The sequence below is a fragment of the Serratia sp. BNK-23 genome (assembly GCF_047456145.1).
GTDB classification, from domain to species: Bacteria; Pseudomonadota; Gammaproteobacteria; order Enterobacterales; family Enterobacteriaceae; genus Serratia; species Serratia nematodiphila.
This window is the reverse complement of record NZ_CP179900.1, coordinates 1360629-1374514: the sequence shown is the minus strand read 5'-3', so window position 1 is coordinate 1374514 and position 13886 is coordinate 1360629. Positions and strand designations below refer to the sequence as shown.

Annotated in this window: 14 protein-coding genes; 1 reads left to right on the top strand and 13 read right to left on the bottom strand. The window is 61.6% G+C overall.

The annotated features are described in order from the left end of the window. Window positions 1–139 precede the first annotated feature (139 nt). From fadJ to ACMGF9_RS06470, 3 genes are all read right to left on the bottom strand, one after another. Window positions 140–2305, bottom strand: a complete 2166-nt coding sequence (gene fadJ, locus ACMGF9_RS06480; RefSeq protein ID WP_015378619.1) for a fatty acid oxidation complex subunit alpha FadJ — start codon at window positions 2303–2305, stop codon at window positions 140–142. Next, window positions 2305–3615: an acetyl-CoA C-acyltransferase FadI gene (fadI, locus tag ACMGF9_RS06475; protein WP_004936237.1), complete on the bottom strand. Its 1311-nt coding sequence runs from the start codon at window positions 3613–3615 to the stop codon at window positions 2305–2307. Before fadI ends, fadJ begins: the two co-directional genes overlap by 1 nt. Window positions 3616–3812: 197 nt before the next feature. Continuing rightward, window positions 3813–4109 carry a YfcZ/YiiS family protein gene (locus ACMGF9_RS06470; protein ID WP_004936240.1) on the bottom strand — a complete coding sequence of 99 codons (297 nt, stop codon included), beginning with the start codon at window positions 4107–4109 and terminating at the stop codon, window positions 3813–3815. 405 nt (window positions 4110–4514) lie between these two features. Between ACMGF9_RS06470 and fadL the strand changes: the two genes are divergently transcribed. After that, window positions 4515–5837 (top strand): long-chain fatty acid transporter FadL, encoded by a 1323-nt coding sequence (fadL, locus tag ACMGF9_RS06465; protein ID WP_414160607.1) that lies wholly within the window; start codon window positions 4515–4517, stop codon window positions 5835–5837. A gap of 117 nt (window positions 5838–5954) precedes the next feature. Here the strand turns inward: fadL and mlaA are convergent, their stop codons facing one another. From mlaA to ccmA, 10 genes are all read right to left on the bottom strand, one after another. Beyond that, window positions 5955–6713: a phospholipid-binding lipoprotein MlaA gene (gene mlaA, locus ACMGF9_RS06460; RefSeq protein WP_021505590.1), complete on the bottom strand. Its 759-nt coding sequence runs from the start codon at window positions 6711–6713 to the stop codon at window positions 5955–5957. A 28-nt stretch (window positions 6714–6741) separates the two neighbouring features. Then, a complete protein-coding gene (gene ccmI / locus ACMGF9_RS06455; RefSeq protein WP_021505591.1) occupies window positions 6742–7956 on the bottom strand; it encodes a c-type cytochrome biogenesis protein CcmI in 1215 nt (404 codons plus the stop codon). Next, window positions 7956–8423, bottom strand: a complete 468-nt coding sequence (locus ACMGF9_RS06450; RefSeq protein WP_015378622.1) for a cytochrome c-type biogenesis protein CcmH — start codon at window positions 8421–8423, stop codon at window positions 7956–7958. The genes ccmI and ACMGF9_RS06450 overlap by 1 nt, the downstream gene beginning before the upstream one ends. Then, window positions 8420–8971 (bottom strand): DsbE family thiol:disulfide interchange protein, encoded by a 552-nt coding sequence (locus ACMGF9_RS06445; protein WP_015378623.1) that lies wholly within the window; start codon window positions 8969–8971, stop codon window positions 8420–8422. Before ACMGF9_RS06445 ends, ACMGF9_RS06450 begins: the two co-directional genes overlap by 4 nt. Beyond that, complete coding sequence (locus ACMGF9_RS06440) at window positions 8968–10938, bottom strand: heme lyase CcmF/NrfE family subunit (protein WP_015378624.1); 1971 nt, start codon at window positions 10936–10938, stop codon at window positions 8968–8970. The genes ACMGF9_RS06445 and ACMGF9_RS06440 overlap by 4 nt, the downstream gene beginning before the upstream one ends. Beyond that, window positions 10935–11429 carry a cytochrome c maturation protein CcmE gene (gene ccmE / locus ACMGF9_RS06435; RefSeq protein WP_004936264.1) on the bottom strand — a complete coding sequence of 165 codons (495 nt, stop codon included), beginning with the start codon at window positions 11427–11429 and terminating at the stop codon, window positions 10935–10937. The genes ACMGF9_RS06440 and ccmE overlap by 4 nt, the downstream gene beginning before the upstream one ends. Further along, a complete protein-coding gene (gene ccmD, locus ACMGF9_RS06430; RefSeq protein WP_004936267.1) occupies window positions 11426–11662 on the bottom strand; it encodes a heme exporter protein CcmD in 237 nt (78 codons plus the stop codon). Before ccmD ends, ccmE begins: the two co-directional genes overlap by 4 nt. Further along, window positions 11659–12396 carry a heme ABC transporter permease gene (locus ACMGF9_RS06425; protein WP_004936270.1) on the bottom strand — a complete coding sequence of 246 codons (738 nt, stop codon included), beginning with the start codon at window positions 12394–12396 and terminating at the stop codon, window positions 11659–11661. Before ACMGF9_RS06425 ends, ccmD begins: the two co-directional genes overlap by 4 nt. 120 nt (window positions 12397–12516) lie before the next feature. Then, the gene (ccmB, locus tag ACMGF9_RS06420) at window positions 12517–13176 is read right to left on the bottom strand and encodes a heme exporter protein CcmB (protein ID WP_015378625.1); all 660 of its coding nucleotides are present in this window, start codon (window positions 13174–13176) and stop codon (window positions 12517–12519) included. Then, window positions 13176–13808, bottom strand: a complete 633-nt coding sequence (gene ccmA / locus ACMGF9_RS06415) for a cytochrome c biogenesis heme-transporting ATPase CcmA (RefSeq protein ID WP_015378626.1) — start codon at window positions 13806–13808, stop codon at window positions 13176–13178. The genes ccmB and ccmA overlap by 1 nt, the downstream gene beginning before the upstream one ends. Between the last annotated feature and the right edge of the window lie 78 nt (window positions 13809–13886).

Here is a 13886-nt window from a genome sequence, read left to right as displayed (position 1 = left end):
TTTATTGATGGCGGTCAAGCTAACTTACCGCTGCCTCAGCCTTGCTGTACAGCCTCACCGGCTGACGCTGTCGCAAGGAGTGATGGCGATCACAACGCGGCCCTGTTGCAACTATAGTGCAAATCGGGCCGCCCTGCGTTCAGCTCCCCAACGGGTAAAAGCGCTCGCCCTGCTGCGCCATGCGCTGCAAGCGCTCGCACGGCGCGAAGTGCTCGCCGTGCTGCTGGCGCAGGTAGTCCAGCGTCTTCACCACTTTCTCGGCGCCGAGCTCGTCCATATAGCGGAACGGGCCGCCGAGGAACGGCGGGAAACCGATGCCGAACACCGCACCGATATCGCCGTCGCGCGCGCTGCGGATCACGCCTTCATCCAGGCAGCGCGCCGCTTCGTTCAGCATCATCATCACGCAGCGCTGGGCGACGGTCGCCGGCAGCATGTGCGCCTTCGGCGTGACGCCGAGCAACGTATACAATGAGGTATCCGCGCGCTTACGCCGTTGACGCTGCTGTCCTTCGCTCGGGTAGAGATAGAAGCCGCGGCCGTTCTTGCGCCCTTTGCGCCCGTCTTTCAGCACCGCATCGAACGCGGCCGGCGCGGCGAAACGCGGCCCCAGCGCCTCGACCAGCACGGGAATGATTTTGGTGCCGACGTCGATGCCCACTTCATCCAGCAGGGTGATAGGGCCGACCGGGAAGCCGAAGTCCACCAGCGCTTTGTCCAGCGATTCAATGGGCTCGCCTTCCAGCAGGCAGCGCGCCGCTTCGTTGATGTACGGCGCCAGGATGCGGTTGACATAAAAACCGGCGCTGTCGCCCACCACGATGGCGGTCTTGCCCTGCTTGTGCGCCAGCGCTACGGTGGTGGCGATGGTTTGTTCGCTGGTGCCGGCGTGCGGGATCACTTCCACCAGCGGCATTTTATCCACCGGGCTGAAGTAGTGCAGACCGATCACCTGCTGCGGCCGCTGGGCCTGTTCGGCGATGTGGCCGATAGGCAGCGAAGAGGTGTTGGAGGCGAACACGGTATGCGGCGCGCAGTTCGCTTCGACCTCGGCCACCATTTTCTGCTTCAGCGCCAGATCCTCAAACACCGCCTCGACCACGATATCCACCTGCTCGAAGCCGGTGTAATCGGTGGAGCCGGAGATCAACATCATCTGCTTTTGCCGCTCCGCCGGGCGCATGCGCTTGCTGCGTACCCGTTTGCCGAGCACGTCCCAGCTGTATTTCAGCGCATGATTGATGCCGGTTTCATTGATGTCTTTGATGCGCACCGGCAAACCGCCGCGCGTGGCGGTGACACAGGCGATGCCGCCGCCCATCAGGCCGCCGCCGAGAATGCCGACGCGATGCAGGGCATGCGGCTGAGCATTGCCGCCCCGCTCTTTTTTCAGCGCGGTGGAGGCGAAGAACAGGCTGCGCAACGCCGCCGACTGCGGCGTCATCGCCAGCTCGCCAAAGGCGCGCGCTTCGGCCTCATAGCCGCTGGCGCTGCCGTGATCCAGCCCGGTGCGCACCACCTGAATAATGCGCTCCGCCGCCGGGTAGTTGCCGTGGGTTTTCGCCAACGTTTTCTTGCGCACGATGCTGAACAGCAGATTTCTGCCCAGCGGGCCGTTGAGCAGGCGATCCTGCCACGGCAGCTCGCGCTGATGTTTCCAGCCCTGTTTCACCCGCTCGATGGCGGTCTGCAACAGGATCGATTGCGGCACGGCGTCGTCCACCAGCCCCATGCGCAGCGCCTGGCGGGCGCGAATGTGCTTGCCGGTCAGGATCATGTCCAGCGCCTTGGCGGCGCCTATCAGGCGCGGCAGGCGCTGAGTGCCGCCAGAGCCCGGCAGCAGGCCCAGCTGCACTTCCGGCAGACCGAGCGCGGTTTTGTCATCCAGCGAACAGACGCGGCCGTGGCAGGCCAGCGCCAATTCCAGCCCGCCGCCCAGGCAGGCGCCGTGGATGGCCGCTACCACCGGCACCGGGAAAGCGGCGATCTGCGCCAGCGTGCTCTGCCCTTTCTTGGCCAGCGTTTCCGCCTCTTTGGCGCTGGTGCAGGCGGCGATCATGGTGATGTCGGCGCCGGCGATAAACGAGTCCGGCTTGCCGGAAACGATCACCAGCCCTTCCAGTGCAGTGTGCTGCTGCGCCCGGATCAGCACGTCGTTCACCTGTTCGACGAACTCGGCCTTGAGCGTATTGACCTTGTCGCCCGGCACGTCGATGGTGATCACCCCGATGTTGTCGGGGCGGATCGTCAGTTGAAAGGCCGACGGTTTGGCGCGCTGTTCATGCAATGCGTTTTCGAAACTCATTATTCCACCTCCACGATCATCGCGGCCCCTAACCCGCCGGCGGCGCAGGCGGTGGTCAGGCCCAGCCCGCCGCCGCGGCGTTTCAGCTCACGCAGCGTCTGGGTGATCATGCGCGCGCCGGTGGCGGCGAACGGGTGGCCATAGGCGATGGAACCGCCCAGGACGTTGAATTTGTCCATGTCCACCTCGCCGATCGCCTGGCTGCGGCCAAGCTTCTCACGGGCGAACGCTTCGCTGGCGAACATCTTCAGGTTAGCCAGCGTTTGCGCGGCGAAAGCTTCATGCATATCGATGAGCGTCAGATCGGCCAGACCGATGCCGGCGCGATCCAGCGCCAGCGGCGTGGCGTAGGAAGGCCCCAGCAGCATGTCTTCCCACACGTCGATGGCGGCGAAAGCGAAACTGCGCAGATAGCCGAGCGGCTGCAGGCCCAGCTCTTTGGCGCGCGATTCGCTCATCATCAGTACCGCCGCCGCGCCGTCGGTCAACGGCGTGCTGTTGGCCGCAGTGACGCTGCCGTGTTTGCGATCGAACGCCGGTTTCAGCTTGGCGTAGGACGCCAGGCTGGAGTCTTTACGGATGTTGTTGTCTTCGGAAAGCTGCGCGCGGTATGGCGGCACGTAGGCGGTCATCACCTCATCGCGCAGCCACCCCTCCCGCCAGGCCTTGGCCGCCAGCTCGTGGGAACGGTGCGCCAGCGCATCTTGCGCTTCACGGGTGATGCCGTGGCTTTTCGCCATCTGTTCGGCGGTATCGCCCATGCGCAGGCCGGTGGAATACTCCGCCACCGCCGGCGGCACCGGCATCAGATCGCGGAATTTCAGCCGGCTGAACAATTTGAGGCGCTGCGACAGCGTGCGCGCCTTGTTGACGTCCACCAACGTGCGCGCCAACGCCTTGCTGACGCCGATCGGCAAGACGGAAGAAGAGTCCGCCCCGCCGGCGATGCCGACGCTGATGCTGCCGGCCATGATGCTCTCCGCCACGTTGGCGATCGCCTGGAAGCTGGTGGCGCAGGCGCGCGACACGCTGTAGGCGTCGGTATGGACGCTCATGCCGGTGCCCAGCACGATTTCACGCGCGATGTTCGGCGCCTCGGGCATTTGCACCACCTGGCCGAACACCAACTGCTCGATAAGCTGCGGATCGATACCGCTGCGCGCCAACAGCTCGCTCACCGCCGTTTTCCCTAAATCCACCGCCGGAATGCCGTGATAGGCGGTCGCCTGTTTGGCAAAGGGGGTACGCAGTCCATTCACAATCGCAATGCGGTCACCATGACGGGTCACCAACGGCAGTGCCTTACTCATAAATGCTCCTGAAGAAAATAACGTCAGCGCAATGGGCAGAAAGAGGTCTGACCTGATGAGGTCATTGTTAACCAAACGGTTACATTTGGCAAACCGGCAGAGATCAAAACTGCGAGCAGGCGCACTTTCTATCGGGAGGGGGTACGGGAAAGGAAATCCCCGGCGCACAACAGGCGGCGCCGGGGGTAAAGTCGGGATTAACGCAGGCCGAGCTGGAAGATCAGAGTTTCCGCCTGGCAGGCGAAGGTGAAATCGGCCTCCAATTGCACGCCGCCGTCAACCGGTTTAATGCTACTGCTGATGTCACAAGGGTCGGATTCGACCGCGCGCGCCTTTTCGCTCAGGGCCGCCAACATCGCCTCCGCATCGTGTTGATTACTGAACACCTGGCTGTAGGATGCGGTGCAATCGGTGTTATCCATCACGGTGCCGACATCCACGCAGCAACACGCGGCGGTTTCCTGGGCGCTGCATTTATTAATTGCATCTGACATGATTGGTTCTCCTCAAGGGCCTCGGTTATCAGCCCAAATTGCCGTTTCACTCACCGGCACAAAGCCACAAAATTCTGCAGGTATTTTACGCTTCCGCGCCGGCAATCACTAGCACTTACTTTTACTGGGTGTTTTAAGTGATGGAAATCACAAATAAAAATGAGCGACTGCTAAGGAATGGTAAGAATTTTGTTATTTACCGCTGGCTTTTTGTTAAGCAGATCTCTTTTTTGATATCAGGTTGGAAATATTTCAAAAACAAACTTGCAACATTTTCACAGGTCAGACCTATACTTCAGCCACTGGTCTGATTTGTCTGAACGATAACGGACCCTACAATCCCGCGCTCCTTGTTACTTCGTGTAACAATAGTTTAAATAATAAACACATAATGAGGTTTTGGTCATGAGCCAGAAAAACCTATTGACTAAATCAGCTCTCGCAGCTGCAGTGGCAATTATTTCTTCAAACGTGTCTGCCGCAGGATTCCAGCTGAATGAGTTCTCATCAGCTGGTTTAGGACGTTCGTATTCTGGCGAAGGCGCCATGGCGGATACGGCGGCCTCCGCAAGCCGCAACCCGGCGTTGCTGATGATGTATACCCGCCCGGAACTCTCTTTCGGCGCAGTCTTCATCGATCCGGACGTCGATATCAGTGGCCAATCCCCTTCCAGCGCCAGTCTGGATGCGAAAAACATCGCGCCGACCGCCTGGGTGCCGAACCTGCATTATGTTCACCCGATTAACGATCAATTCGCCGTAGGCGGCTCGGTCACCAGCAACTTCGGTTTGGCGACCGAATACAACGACGGTTACGCGGCGGGTTCCATGGGCGGCAAAACCGACCTGGAAACCTTGAACCTTAACCTGAGCGGCGCTTATCGCCTGAACAAGAACTTCAGCTTCGGTCTGGGCTTTGACGCCGTTTATGCCAAGGCCAAACTCGAGCGCTATGCCGGCGATCTGCCAAAACTGATCGCCGGATCGGGCCAGTTACCGCCGCAGTTGGCCGGCCCGGTTTCGCAGATCCCGGCAGATACCCAGATTTCGCACCTGAAAGGCGACGAATGGGGCTTCGGCTGGAACGCCGGTATTCTGTACGAAGTGGATGAAAACAACCGTTACGGCTTCACCTATCGCTCAGAAGTGAAAATCGACTTTGACGGCGATTACAAAAGCAGCCTGCCTTCAGCCTTCAACCCGTTGCTGGCCTCTAAAGGTCTGCCGTGGGGCACCAACGGCACCACCATTCCGGGTTCTCTGAGCCTGCACCTGCCGGAAATGTGGGAACTGTCCGGCTACAACAAAGTGGCGCCGCAGTGGGCTATCCACTACAGCCTGGCCTACACCAGCTGGAGCCAGTTCCAGGAGCTGAAAGCCACCGGCAACAACGGCCAGACGCTGTTCCAGAAGCATGAAGGCTTCAAAGACGCTTACCGCATCGCGCTGGGCACCACCTACTTCTACGACGATAACTGGACCTTCCGTACCGGTATCGCCTTCGATGACAGCCCGGTGCCTGCCCAAAACCGTTCGATCTCCATTCCGGATCAGGACCGTTTCTGGCTGAGTGCCGGTACCACCTATGCGTTCAACAAAGACGCCTCGGTTGACGTCGGCGTGTCCTACATGCACGGCCAGAAAGTCACCATCAATGAAGGTCCTTACACCTTCACCTCCGAAGGCAAGGCCTGGCTGTACGGCGCCAACTTCAACTACCGCTTCTAATCTCGCCTGAGATGGATGCCAAAGCGCCCCGCGGGGCGCTTTTTCTTTGCCTGTCGCTCGCCGCGGGCGTAAAAAAACCCGCCAGACGGCGGGTTTTCATGGGCATAAGGCCGGCGGTTACTGCGAGTCGATCTCGTCCAGTTCGCCCTGAATCGCCTTGGCGTTCGGGTTCTCTTCCGGCTTGAGCGAACCGCCGTTGGCGATGAAATCGTGGCGCTGGAAGTAAGCTTCGCGCACCATGATGTAAGGATCGGAGGAGTTGCGCAGCAGGCCGTCGGAATCCAGCAGTTGAGCGCGGGTTTCAATACCCTCGACCACCCATTTGCCCGCCGACATCCAGAAGGTCAGGTAACTCAGCATCGGATACAGCGTATCCGCAAAGTCGCCGCCTTCGTCACGCAGCGTGAAGCTGCCGTAGCCCGGCAGCATCACGTACGGGCCGTAACCCACATCGTAATGGCCCAGCGTGCTGCCGAAGCGGTTCGGTTCTTCGCGCGCCAGTTTCGGGTTGGCCATGCCGGCCACGTCGATCAGGCCGCCCATCCCGAGCAGGGTGTTCAGGAAGAAACGGTTGAAGTGGATCATCCCGCGGTAGGGATCGCCCTTGAGGAAGGCGTTGACCATGCTGGCCGGCTCTTCCAGGTTGGAGGTGAAGTTGCTGATGCCGTTACGCGCCGGCATCGGCACGTAGTCGCGCCAGGCCACCGCGACCGGACGCAGGATATAAGGATCCAGGACGTTGTAGTTGAAGTCGAACATCGTCCGGTTAAATCCTTCCAGCGGATCGGAACGCCCTTGCGGATCGTTGTCTGGCGCGCTGGCACAGCCCACCAGTAATACCGTTGCGAATGCCACCCCAGTCAGGCGAAAGTTCATATTTTTCTCCATAAAAACACGTTCGGTCTTATTTTTCAGGGACCTGCTTGTTTATCTGAACGCTAACCTGCTCTTTACCGCTGAATGTCTGCAGCGAGCTTTCGCCGAACCAGTCCCCCGGCTGCGGCGTGGCCAATCCGTCCTGTGAGAGGCGCACACGCACCTGCACCTGATGCTGCGCCGAGAGCAGACGCTCGGGCATCATGGCGTTGCTGTCATCCAGTGAGAAAGACAGCGGAAAACGGCTCAGCGGCAATTGTTTTACCGCGACCGGCACCGGGCTGACGCCGTCGGTGACCGAAATGACCAGCGTCCCCTGCGGCGGCATGGCTTTCGCCGCCTGCGGTGACAGCGCAACGGTCACATTCAGTTTAACATTTTCTCCGCCTGCCTGGGCTTTTGCTTGTGCAATACTGCGCTTTATCACTTCCGCGCGCGGATCGTTGGCCGGCAGCAGCTGCAGCATCACCTGCCAGGCGCCGATCGCCTGCTTGAAATCGCCCTGTTCGAAGGCATTGAACGCCAGCAGGCTCAGCACCCGCGGATCGCCGTGGTTTTCCGCGATCATGCGCCGCAACAGCTGCGCCGCCTGCTTGTTATCCTCCGGATCGTTGGAGCGCGTCAAGACCTCGGCATAGCCGAGCCGCACTTCCAGACTATTCGGATCCAATTGATAAGCATGAGCAAACGCCTGCGTAGCGGTGGTGGCATTATTCAGCGCCATGCCGACGCGCCCCAGCATCATCCAGTCACTGATGTTGCGATCGTCCTGTTGCAGCGCGGTGCGCAGCCCCAGCCCGAGGCGAGCAATCTCTTCCATGCTCAGCGGTTTGGCGCGCTCATTGGCAACGCGCTCGCGCAATTCCGGCATTTGCGCCTGCACCAGACGCCAGTCCAGCACCTGCGCCAGCCCGCCGGTTTTCAGATAAAAGCCAACGGTCACCGCCAGCAGTAACAGCACGCCCGGCACCAGCGCCCAGCGGTTGATCGGCTTCGCCTGCGCCATCTGCTCGGCCGGGATGTCGTTCAACAGGTTCTGTTGCAGCTCTTTGACCAGTTCCGGGCGCTCGGCCACCACGCCCTGCTGCTCATCCTGCTCCAACTCGCTGAGGCGATCCTGATAAAACGCCTTGTTCAGCGCATCGCGCGTGGCGGCGCTCTGCTTGCCGAGGCGCATCGCCGGCACCACCAGCAACGCGGCAGCGCCGGCCAGCAACACGCAAATAATCAGCCAAAAAGCCATTAGGGTTTCTTCCTGTCAGTCTCTTGCAACAGCGCAGCCAGGCGCTGCCGTTCCCGTTCGGAGAATGCATCGTCCACCGCCGCGTCGGGCTTGCGACGGGTGCGCAGGATCACCACTGCCCCGCCGATCAATACGAACAGCAGCGGGCCGATCCACAAGATCAGCGTCGCCGGCGTTACCGGCGGCTCGTAGGTGACGAAGTTGCCATAACGCGCCACCATGTAATCGATGATCTGCTGCTTGCTTTGCCCCTGCATCATCAGCTCGTACACCTTGGTGCGCATGTCGGCGGCGATAATGGCGTTGGAATCGGCAATGCTGTTGTTTTGGCATTTCGGGCAGCGCAGCTGTTCGGTCAACTCGCGATACTGCTGCTCCTGCTCGACGGAGTTGAAGCGATAGGTATCGATCGCCGCGGCGGCGCTCCAGCTCAGCAGCGCGGCGCACAGCAGAACAATCAGCCTCATGCCTCACCCCCGTACTTTTTATACAGCGGCAGCACTTCCTGCTGCCAGACGCGCTCATTCATGTCGCCGGCGTGGCGATAGCGAATAATCCCCTGGCCGTCGATAAGGAAGGTCTCAGGCGCGCCGTACACCCCGAGATCCAACCCCAGCATGCCGTCGCCGTCGTACAGACTGAGGGCGTAGGGATTGCCGAGAGAGTTGAGCCAGGTCACCGCCTTGGCGCGATCGTCTTTGTAGTTCAGGCCGACCACCCGTACGCCGCGCGCCGCCAGCGTATTGAGATACTGATGTTCCGCGCGGCAGGTTGGGCACCAGGTGGCCCAGACGTTGAGCAAGATCGGCTTGCCGTCACGCAGCACCGCCTGATCGTAGGTTTTGCCCGGCTGATCCAGTGATTCCAGCCTGAAGGTCGGCACCGGCTTACCGATCAGCGCCGACTCCAGCATGGTCGGATCTTCGCCGCCCGCGTTGCGCGTGAGCTGCACCATCAGGGCCGCCACCAGCAGCAGGAAGAGCACCAACGGGATAAACAGCAGCTTACGCTTCATGATTGCGCCTCCAGTTTGCCTTCACGCTTGAGCTTTTTGCTCATGCGATAACGCGGGTCGAGAATGCACAGCAGGCCGCCGATCGCCATAAAGACACCGCCGAACCAGATCCAGCGCACGAAGGGTTTGTAATACAGGCGCACCGCCCAGGAACCGTCTTCCAGCTCCTCGCCCAGCGCCGCGTACAGATCGCGGCTGAACCCGCCGTCGATCGCCGCCTCGGTCATCATGCTGCGCGCCACGCTGTAGTAACGTTTCTCCGCGTGCAGCGTCGCCTCCGGCTTGCCGTTGCGCGTGACGTCGATGATGCCGACGCCGCCGCTGTAGTTCGGGCCGCGAATGTCATGCACGTCGCGGAACACGAAGTGATAGTTGTGGATATCCACGCTGTCGCCGGCCTTCATCCGCACGTCGCGCTCCACGCTGTAATTCTGGCTGAAGGCGATGCCGATTACCGTCACCGCCACGCCGAGGTGGCCGAGCACCATGCCCCAGTGGCTGCGAGACAGCTGCCGCAGACCGCGCCAGAAACCGTGGCGGTGGGTGGCGCGCTCATGCAGCTCCATCAGCGTCAGGATGATCACCCACAGCGCCATAATCAGGCCCACCACCGTCATGCCGGCGATGCTGTCCTGCAGCAACCACGGCAGCAGAATCGACAGCACCAGCGTCGCCAGCAGCGCCACGCCGAGGCGGCGCCACAGTTTGCCCGGCTCATCGCGGCGCCAGCGCACCAGCGGCCCGATACCCAACAGCAGCGCCAGCGGCGCCATCAGCCAGGTGAACATGGTGTTGAAGAACGGCTCGCCGATCGAGATGCTGCCCAGCCCCAGCTGTTTGTGCACCAGCGGCAGCAGCGTGCCCAACAGCACCACCAGCATGGCGGCGATCAGCAGCACGTTGTTGCCCAGCAGGAAGGTCTCGCGCGAGAAGGTCTCGTGCTGCACCCGGCTGCGCACCTGGCCGCCCTTGACCGCGTACAGCAGCAGCGAACCGCCGATGACGATCACCAGATAGGCGAGAATAAACATGCCGCGCGCCGGGTCGGAGGCGAAGGAGTGCACCGAGACCAGCACGCCGGAGCGCACCAGGAAGGTGCCCAGCAGGCACAGCGAGAAGGCGGTGATCGCCAGCAACACCGTCCAGGCTTTGAACGTGCCGCGTTTCTCGGTCACCGCCAACGAATGCATCAGCGCGGTGCCGGCCAACCACGGCATAAAGGAGGCGTTCTCCACCGGATCCCAGAACCACCAGCCGCCCCAGCCCAGCTCATAGTAGGCCCAGGCCGATCCGAGCACGATGCCCAGCGTGAGGAACACCCAGGCGGCGGTGGTCCACGGGCGTGACCAGCGCGCCCAGGCGGTGTCGAGCCGGCCGGCCATCAGCGAGGCGATGGCGAACGCGAAGGCGACCGAGAAGCCGACATAGCCCATGTACAGCAGCGGCGGGTGGAAGATCAGGCCGATATCCTGCAGCAGCGGGTTGAGATCGCTGCCGTCGATCGGGAAGTTCGGCAGCGTGCGGGTGAACGGATTGGAGGTCATGATGATGAACAGCAGGAAACCGGCGGTGATCATGCCCATCACCGACAACACCCGCGCCACCGCGTCCTGTGGCATCGCCCGGCTGCACAACGCCACCGCCAGCGACCAGCAGCTCAGCAGCAGCACCCACAGCAGCAGCGAACCTTCATGCGCCCCCCAGGTGGCGGCGATGCGGTAATACACCGGCAGTTGGGTATTGGAGTTGGTGGCCACGTAGGCGACGGTAAAATCGTTGACCACGAAAGCATGCACCAGGCACAGGAACGCCAGCGCAATCGCCGCGAACATGCCATAGGTCAGCGGCCGAGCCACCGCCATCATGCGGCTGTCCTGGCGCGCCGCGCCCCACTGCGGGTAAATGCTCAGCAGCAGCGCGATCGCCAGCGCCAGGCACAGCAGAAAACTGCCCAGTTCCGGCATCATGACTTGGCGCCCTCCGCCTGCGGCGCGTTATACGCTTCCGCCGGCCCTTTGTGATTCTCTTTCATCGCGTCGGCCACTTCCGGCGGCGTGTATTTCTCGTCGTGTTTGGCCAGCACTTCGCGCGCATTGACCACGTTGCCCTCGCCCAGCACCCCTTGCGCCACCACGCCCTGCCCTTCACGGAACAGATCCGGCAGAATGCCGGTGTAGGTTACGCCGATCGCGCCACGCGCGTCGTAAATCTTGAAGCTGACCTGCAGCGTATTGGGATCGCGTTTCACCGAGCCGGGCATCACCATGCCGCCGATGCGCAGCCGTTGGCCGACCTCGGGCTTCTCGTGGTTTTCGCCCTTGCCCTGCAGGATTTCCCCCGGGGTATAGAACAGATCGATGTTGGAGCGCAGCGCGTAAAGCATCAGGGTTGCGGTCAGCGCGATGCCGATCAGCACAACGATCGCCAGATAAAGGCGGCTTTTACGACGTGGATTCACAATGATTTCTCCCGCGGTGCGGCGGATTTTTGTTTTGACTGTTGCGCATGGCGAATGCGCCGTTCGCGCGCCTGACGGCGACCGATCTCGGCGAGCAACTGCCGCCGCTGCCAGACGGTGTGCGCCACCAGCCCCAACAGCGAAATCAGCGTGGCGGCGACCGCCAGCCAGACATAAAAGGCATAACCGCCCATGGCGAAAAACGCCGACCAGGAATCGAATGCGGCATTCATGACTGACGCTCCTTATTCACCAGCCCGGCGACCCACGGGCGCTGGCGCTCCTGGAACAGGATCAGATTGCGCAGGCGCATCAGCGTCAGCGTGACGAACAACAGCAGATAGCCGAGGATCGCCCAGCGCAGCGGGGTGCGCATGCTTGGCGCGATGGATTGCTGCATATTGGTCGAACCCTGATGCAACGTATTCCACCATTCGACGGAGAAATGGATGATCGGGATATTCACCACGCCCACCAGCACCAGAATGCCGGCGGCGCGGCCCGCCAGGCGGCGGTCTTCGAAGGCGTTATACAACGCGATGACGCCCATATAGAGGAACAGCAGCACCAGTTCGGAAGTCAGACGCGCGTCCCACACCCACCAGGTGCCCCACATCGGCTTACCCCAGGCGGAGCCGGTCACCAGCGCGATAAAGGTGAACACCGCGCCGATCGGCGCCATCGCCGCCACCACGGTATCGGACATTTTCATCTGCCACACCAGGCCGATAAACGCCGCCACCGCCATCGAGGCGTAGATGCCCATCGACCACATGGCCGCCGGCACGTGAATATAAATGATGCGGAAGCTGTCGCCCTGCTGATAATCCTTCGGCGCGAAGCCAAAGCCCCATGCCCAGCCAAGCAGCAGGCAGGCCGCTGCCGCCAGCCCCAGCCAGGGGATAAAGCGGCCGCAGACGTGATACAGCCGTTCAGGCCGCGCCAGTTGATGTAACCATTTCCACATTGTCGTCAGTGCTCACGGTAATTTTTATGCGTCGGCCGCCTCGAGCGTTCGAAACGGCGAAAATCTTCTGCGGGGTACGCTCTTGCCGGCCTTGCCCCGTCTGTTCATTCAATTTGTTAGCTAGTGCACGCTCACTCGCAGCGCCGCTGCGGCGGCAAACGGCGCCAATGTCACGCTGCCCGCCAGCATCGCGCCGAGTATCGCCAGGTAACCATCAATCGGCATACCCATCGCGGCGGCGTCGATCGCGCCGGTGGCGAAGATCAGCACCGGGATATACAGCGGCAGCACCAGCAGGCTGAGCAGCACGCCCCCTTTGCGCAGGCCGACGGTCAGCCCCACGCCGATAGCGCCGATCAGGCTCAGCGTCGGCGTGCCGAGCAGCAGCGTCCCCGCCATCGCCAGCCAGGTTTGCATATCAAGCGACAACAGCAGCGCCACCAGCGGCGACAGGATCAGCAGCGGCAATCCCGTCACGACCCAGTGAGCACACACTTTTCCCAGCACCGTCATCGGCAGCGGCGTCGGCAGCAGCAACAGCTGCTCCAGCGAGCCATCGAGGAAATCGTCGCGAAACAGCCGCTCCAGCGACAGCAGCGAGGCCAGCAGCGCCGCCACCCACACGATGCCCGGCGCAATGCGCGCCAGCAGCTGCGGTTCAGGGCCAATCCCCAGCGGGAACAGCGTGATCACAATCAGGAAAAACCACAGCGGGTTGACGATCTCCGACCCTTTACGGCAGGCGATCTTCAATTCGCGACGCACCAGAGTCAAAAACATCACAAACTCCCCGCGTCGTGTTCCGCCAAACGAATTTTGCCCACCGTTTGGCTGACGCCGGCCAAATCCTGATGCGTGGTCAACAATACCATGCCGCCCCGCTGCGCATGTTGTTCAAAAAGGCTAATCAACTCGGCCACGCCCTGTTTATCGATTGCCGTCAACGGTTCATCGAGGATCCACAGCGGCGCCGCGCTGAGCCACAATCGCGCCAGCGCCACCCGTCGCTGCTGCCCGGCCGAAAGCTGCGCCACCGGCAGATCTTCGTACCCCACCAACCCCACCTGCTCCAACGCGCGCCAGATGGCCTGATGCTCGGCCGCGCCGCGCACCGCCTGATAAAACTGCAGATTTTCGAAGGGTGTCAATACGGCTTTGATGCCCGGTTGATGGCCGATAAACAGCAAATCTTGCTGATACGCCGCGCGATCGCGCAGCGTGTTGCGCCCGCGCCAGCACACCTCACCGCCGTCCGGCCGCGCCAGACCGGCGAGGATGCGCAGCAAACTGGTCTTGCCCGCGCCGTTCGGCCCTTCTACCTGAATGATATCGCCCGGCTGAACTGAAAAGCTTAGCTCGCTAAACAGGATGCGTTCATCGCGCACGCAACTCAGACTTTTGGCTTCCAGCATCGGGGAACTCATATTTTTCTTTGGGATAGCGAATCATAGCATAAGCCTTTCCCCACACGCAGCCTGCGGCGGGCGCGC

Bases quoted from the DNA above. Each gene is read 5' to 3' on its own strand.
- ACMGF9_RS06445 (WP_015378623.1), bottom strand. From the start codon at position 8,971: ATGAAGCGTAAGCTGCTGTTTATCCCGTTGGTGCTCTTCCTGCTGCTG.
- fadJ (WP_015378619.1), bottom strand. From the start codon at position 2,305: ATGAGTTTCGAAAACGCATTGCATGAACAGCGCGCCAAACCGTCGGCC.
- ACMGF9_RS06440 (WP_015378624.1), bottom strand. From the start codon at position 10,938: ATGATGCCGGAACTGGGCAGTTTTCTGCTGTGCCTGGCGCTGGCGATC.
- ACMGF9_RS06470 (WP_004936240.1), bottom strand. From the start codon at position 4,109: ATGTCAGATGCAATTAATAAATGCAGCGCCCAGGAAACCGCCGCGTGT.
- fadL (WP_414160607.1), top strand. From the start codon at position 4,515: ATGAGCCAGAAAAACCTATTGACTAAATCAGCTCTCGCAGCTGCAGTG.
- ccmD (WP_004936267.1), bottom strand. From the start codon at position 11,662: ATGAATGCCGCATTCGATTCCTGGTCGGCGTTTTTCGCCATGGGCGGT.
- fadI (WP_004936237.1), bottom strand. From the start codon at position 3,615: ATGAGTAAGGCACTGCCGTTGGTGACCCGTCATGGTGACCGCATTGCG.
- ccmA (WP_015378626.1), bottom strand. From the start codon at position 13,808: ATGCTGGAAGCCAAAAGTCTGAGTTGCGTGCGCGATGAACGCATCCTG.
- mlaA (WP_021505590.1), bottom strand. From the start codon at position 6,713: ATGAACTTTCGCCTGACTGGGGTGGCATTCGCAACGGTATTACTGGTG.
- ccmB (WP_015378625.1), bottom strand. From the start codon at position 13,176: ATGTTTTTGACTCTGGTGCGTCGCGAATTGAAGATCGCCTGCCGTAAA.
- ccmI (WP_021505591.1), bottom strand. From the start codon at position 7,956: ATGGCTTTTTGGCTGATTATTTGCGTGTTGCTGGCCGGCGCTGCCGCG.
- ACMGF9_RS06425 (WP_004936270.1), bottom strand. From the start codon at position 12,396: ATGTGGAAATGGTTACATCAACTGGCGCGGCCTGAACGGCTGTATCAC.
- ACMGF9_RS06450 (WP_015378622.1), bottom strand. From the start codon at position 8,423: ATGAGGCTGATTGTTCTGCTGTGCGCCGCGCTGCTGAGCTGGAGCGCC.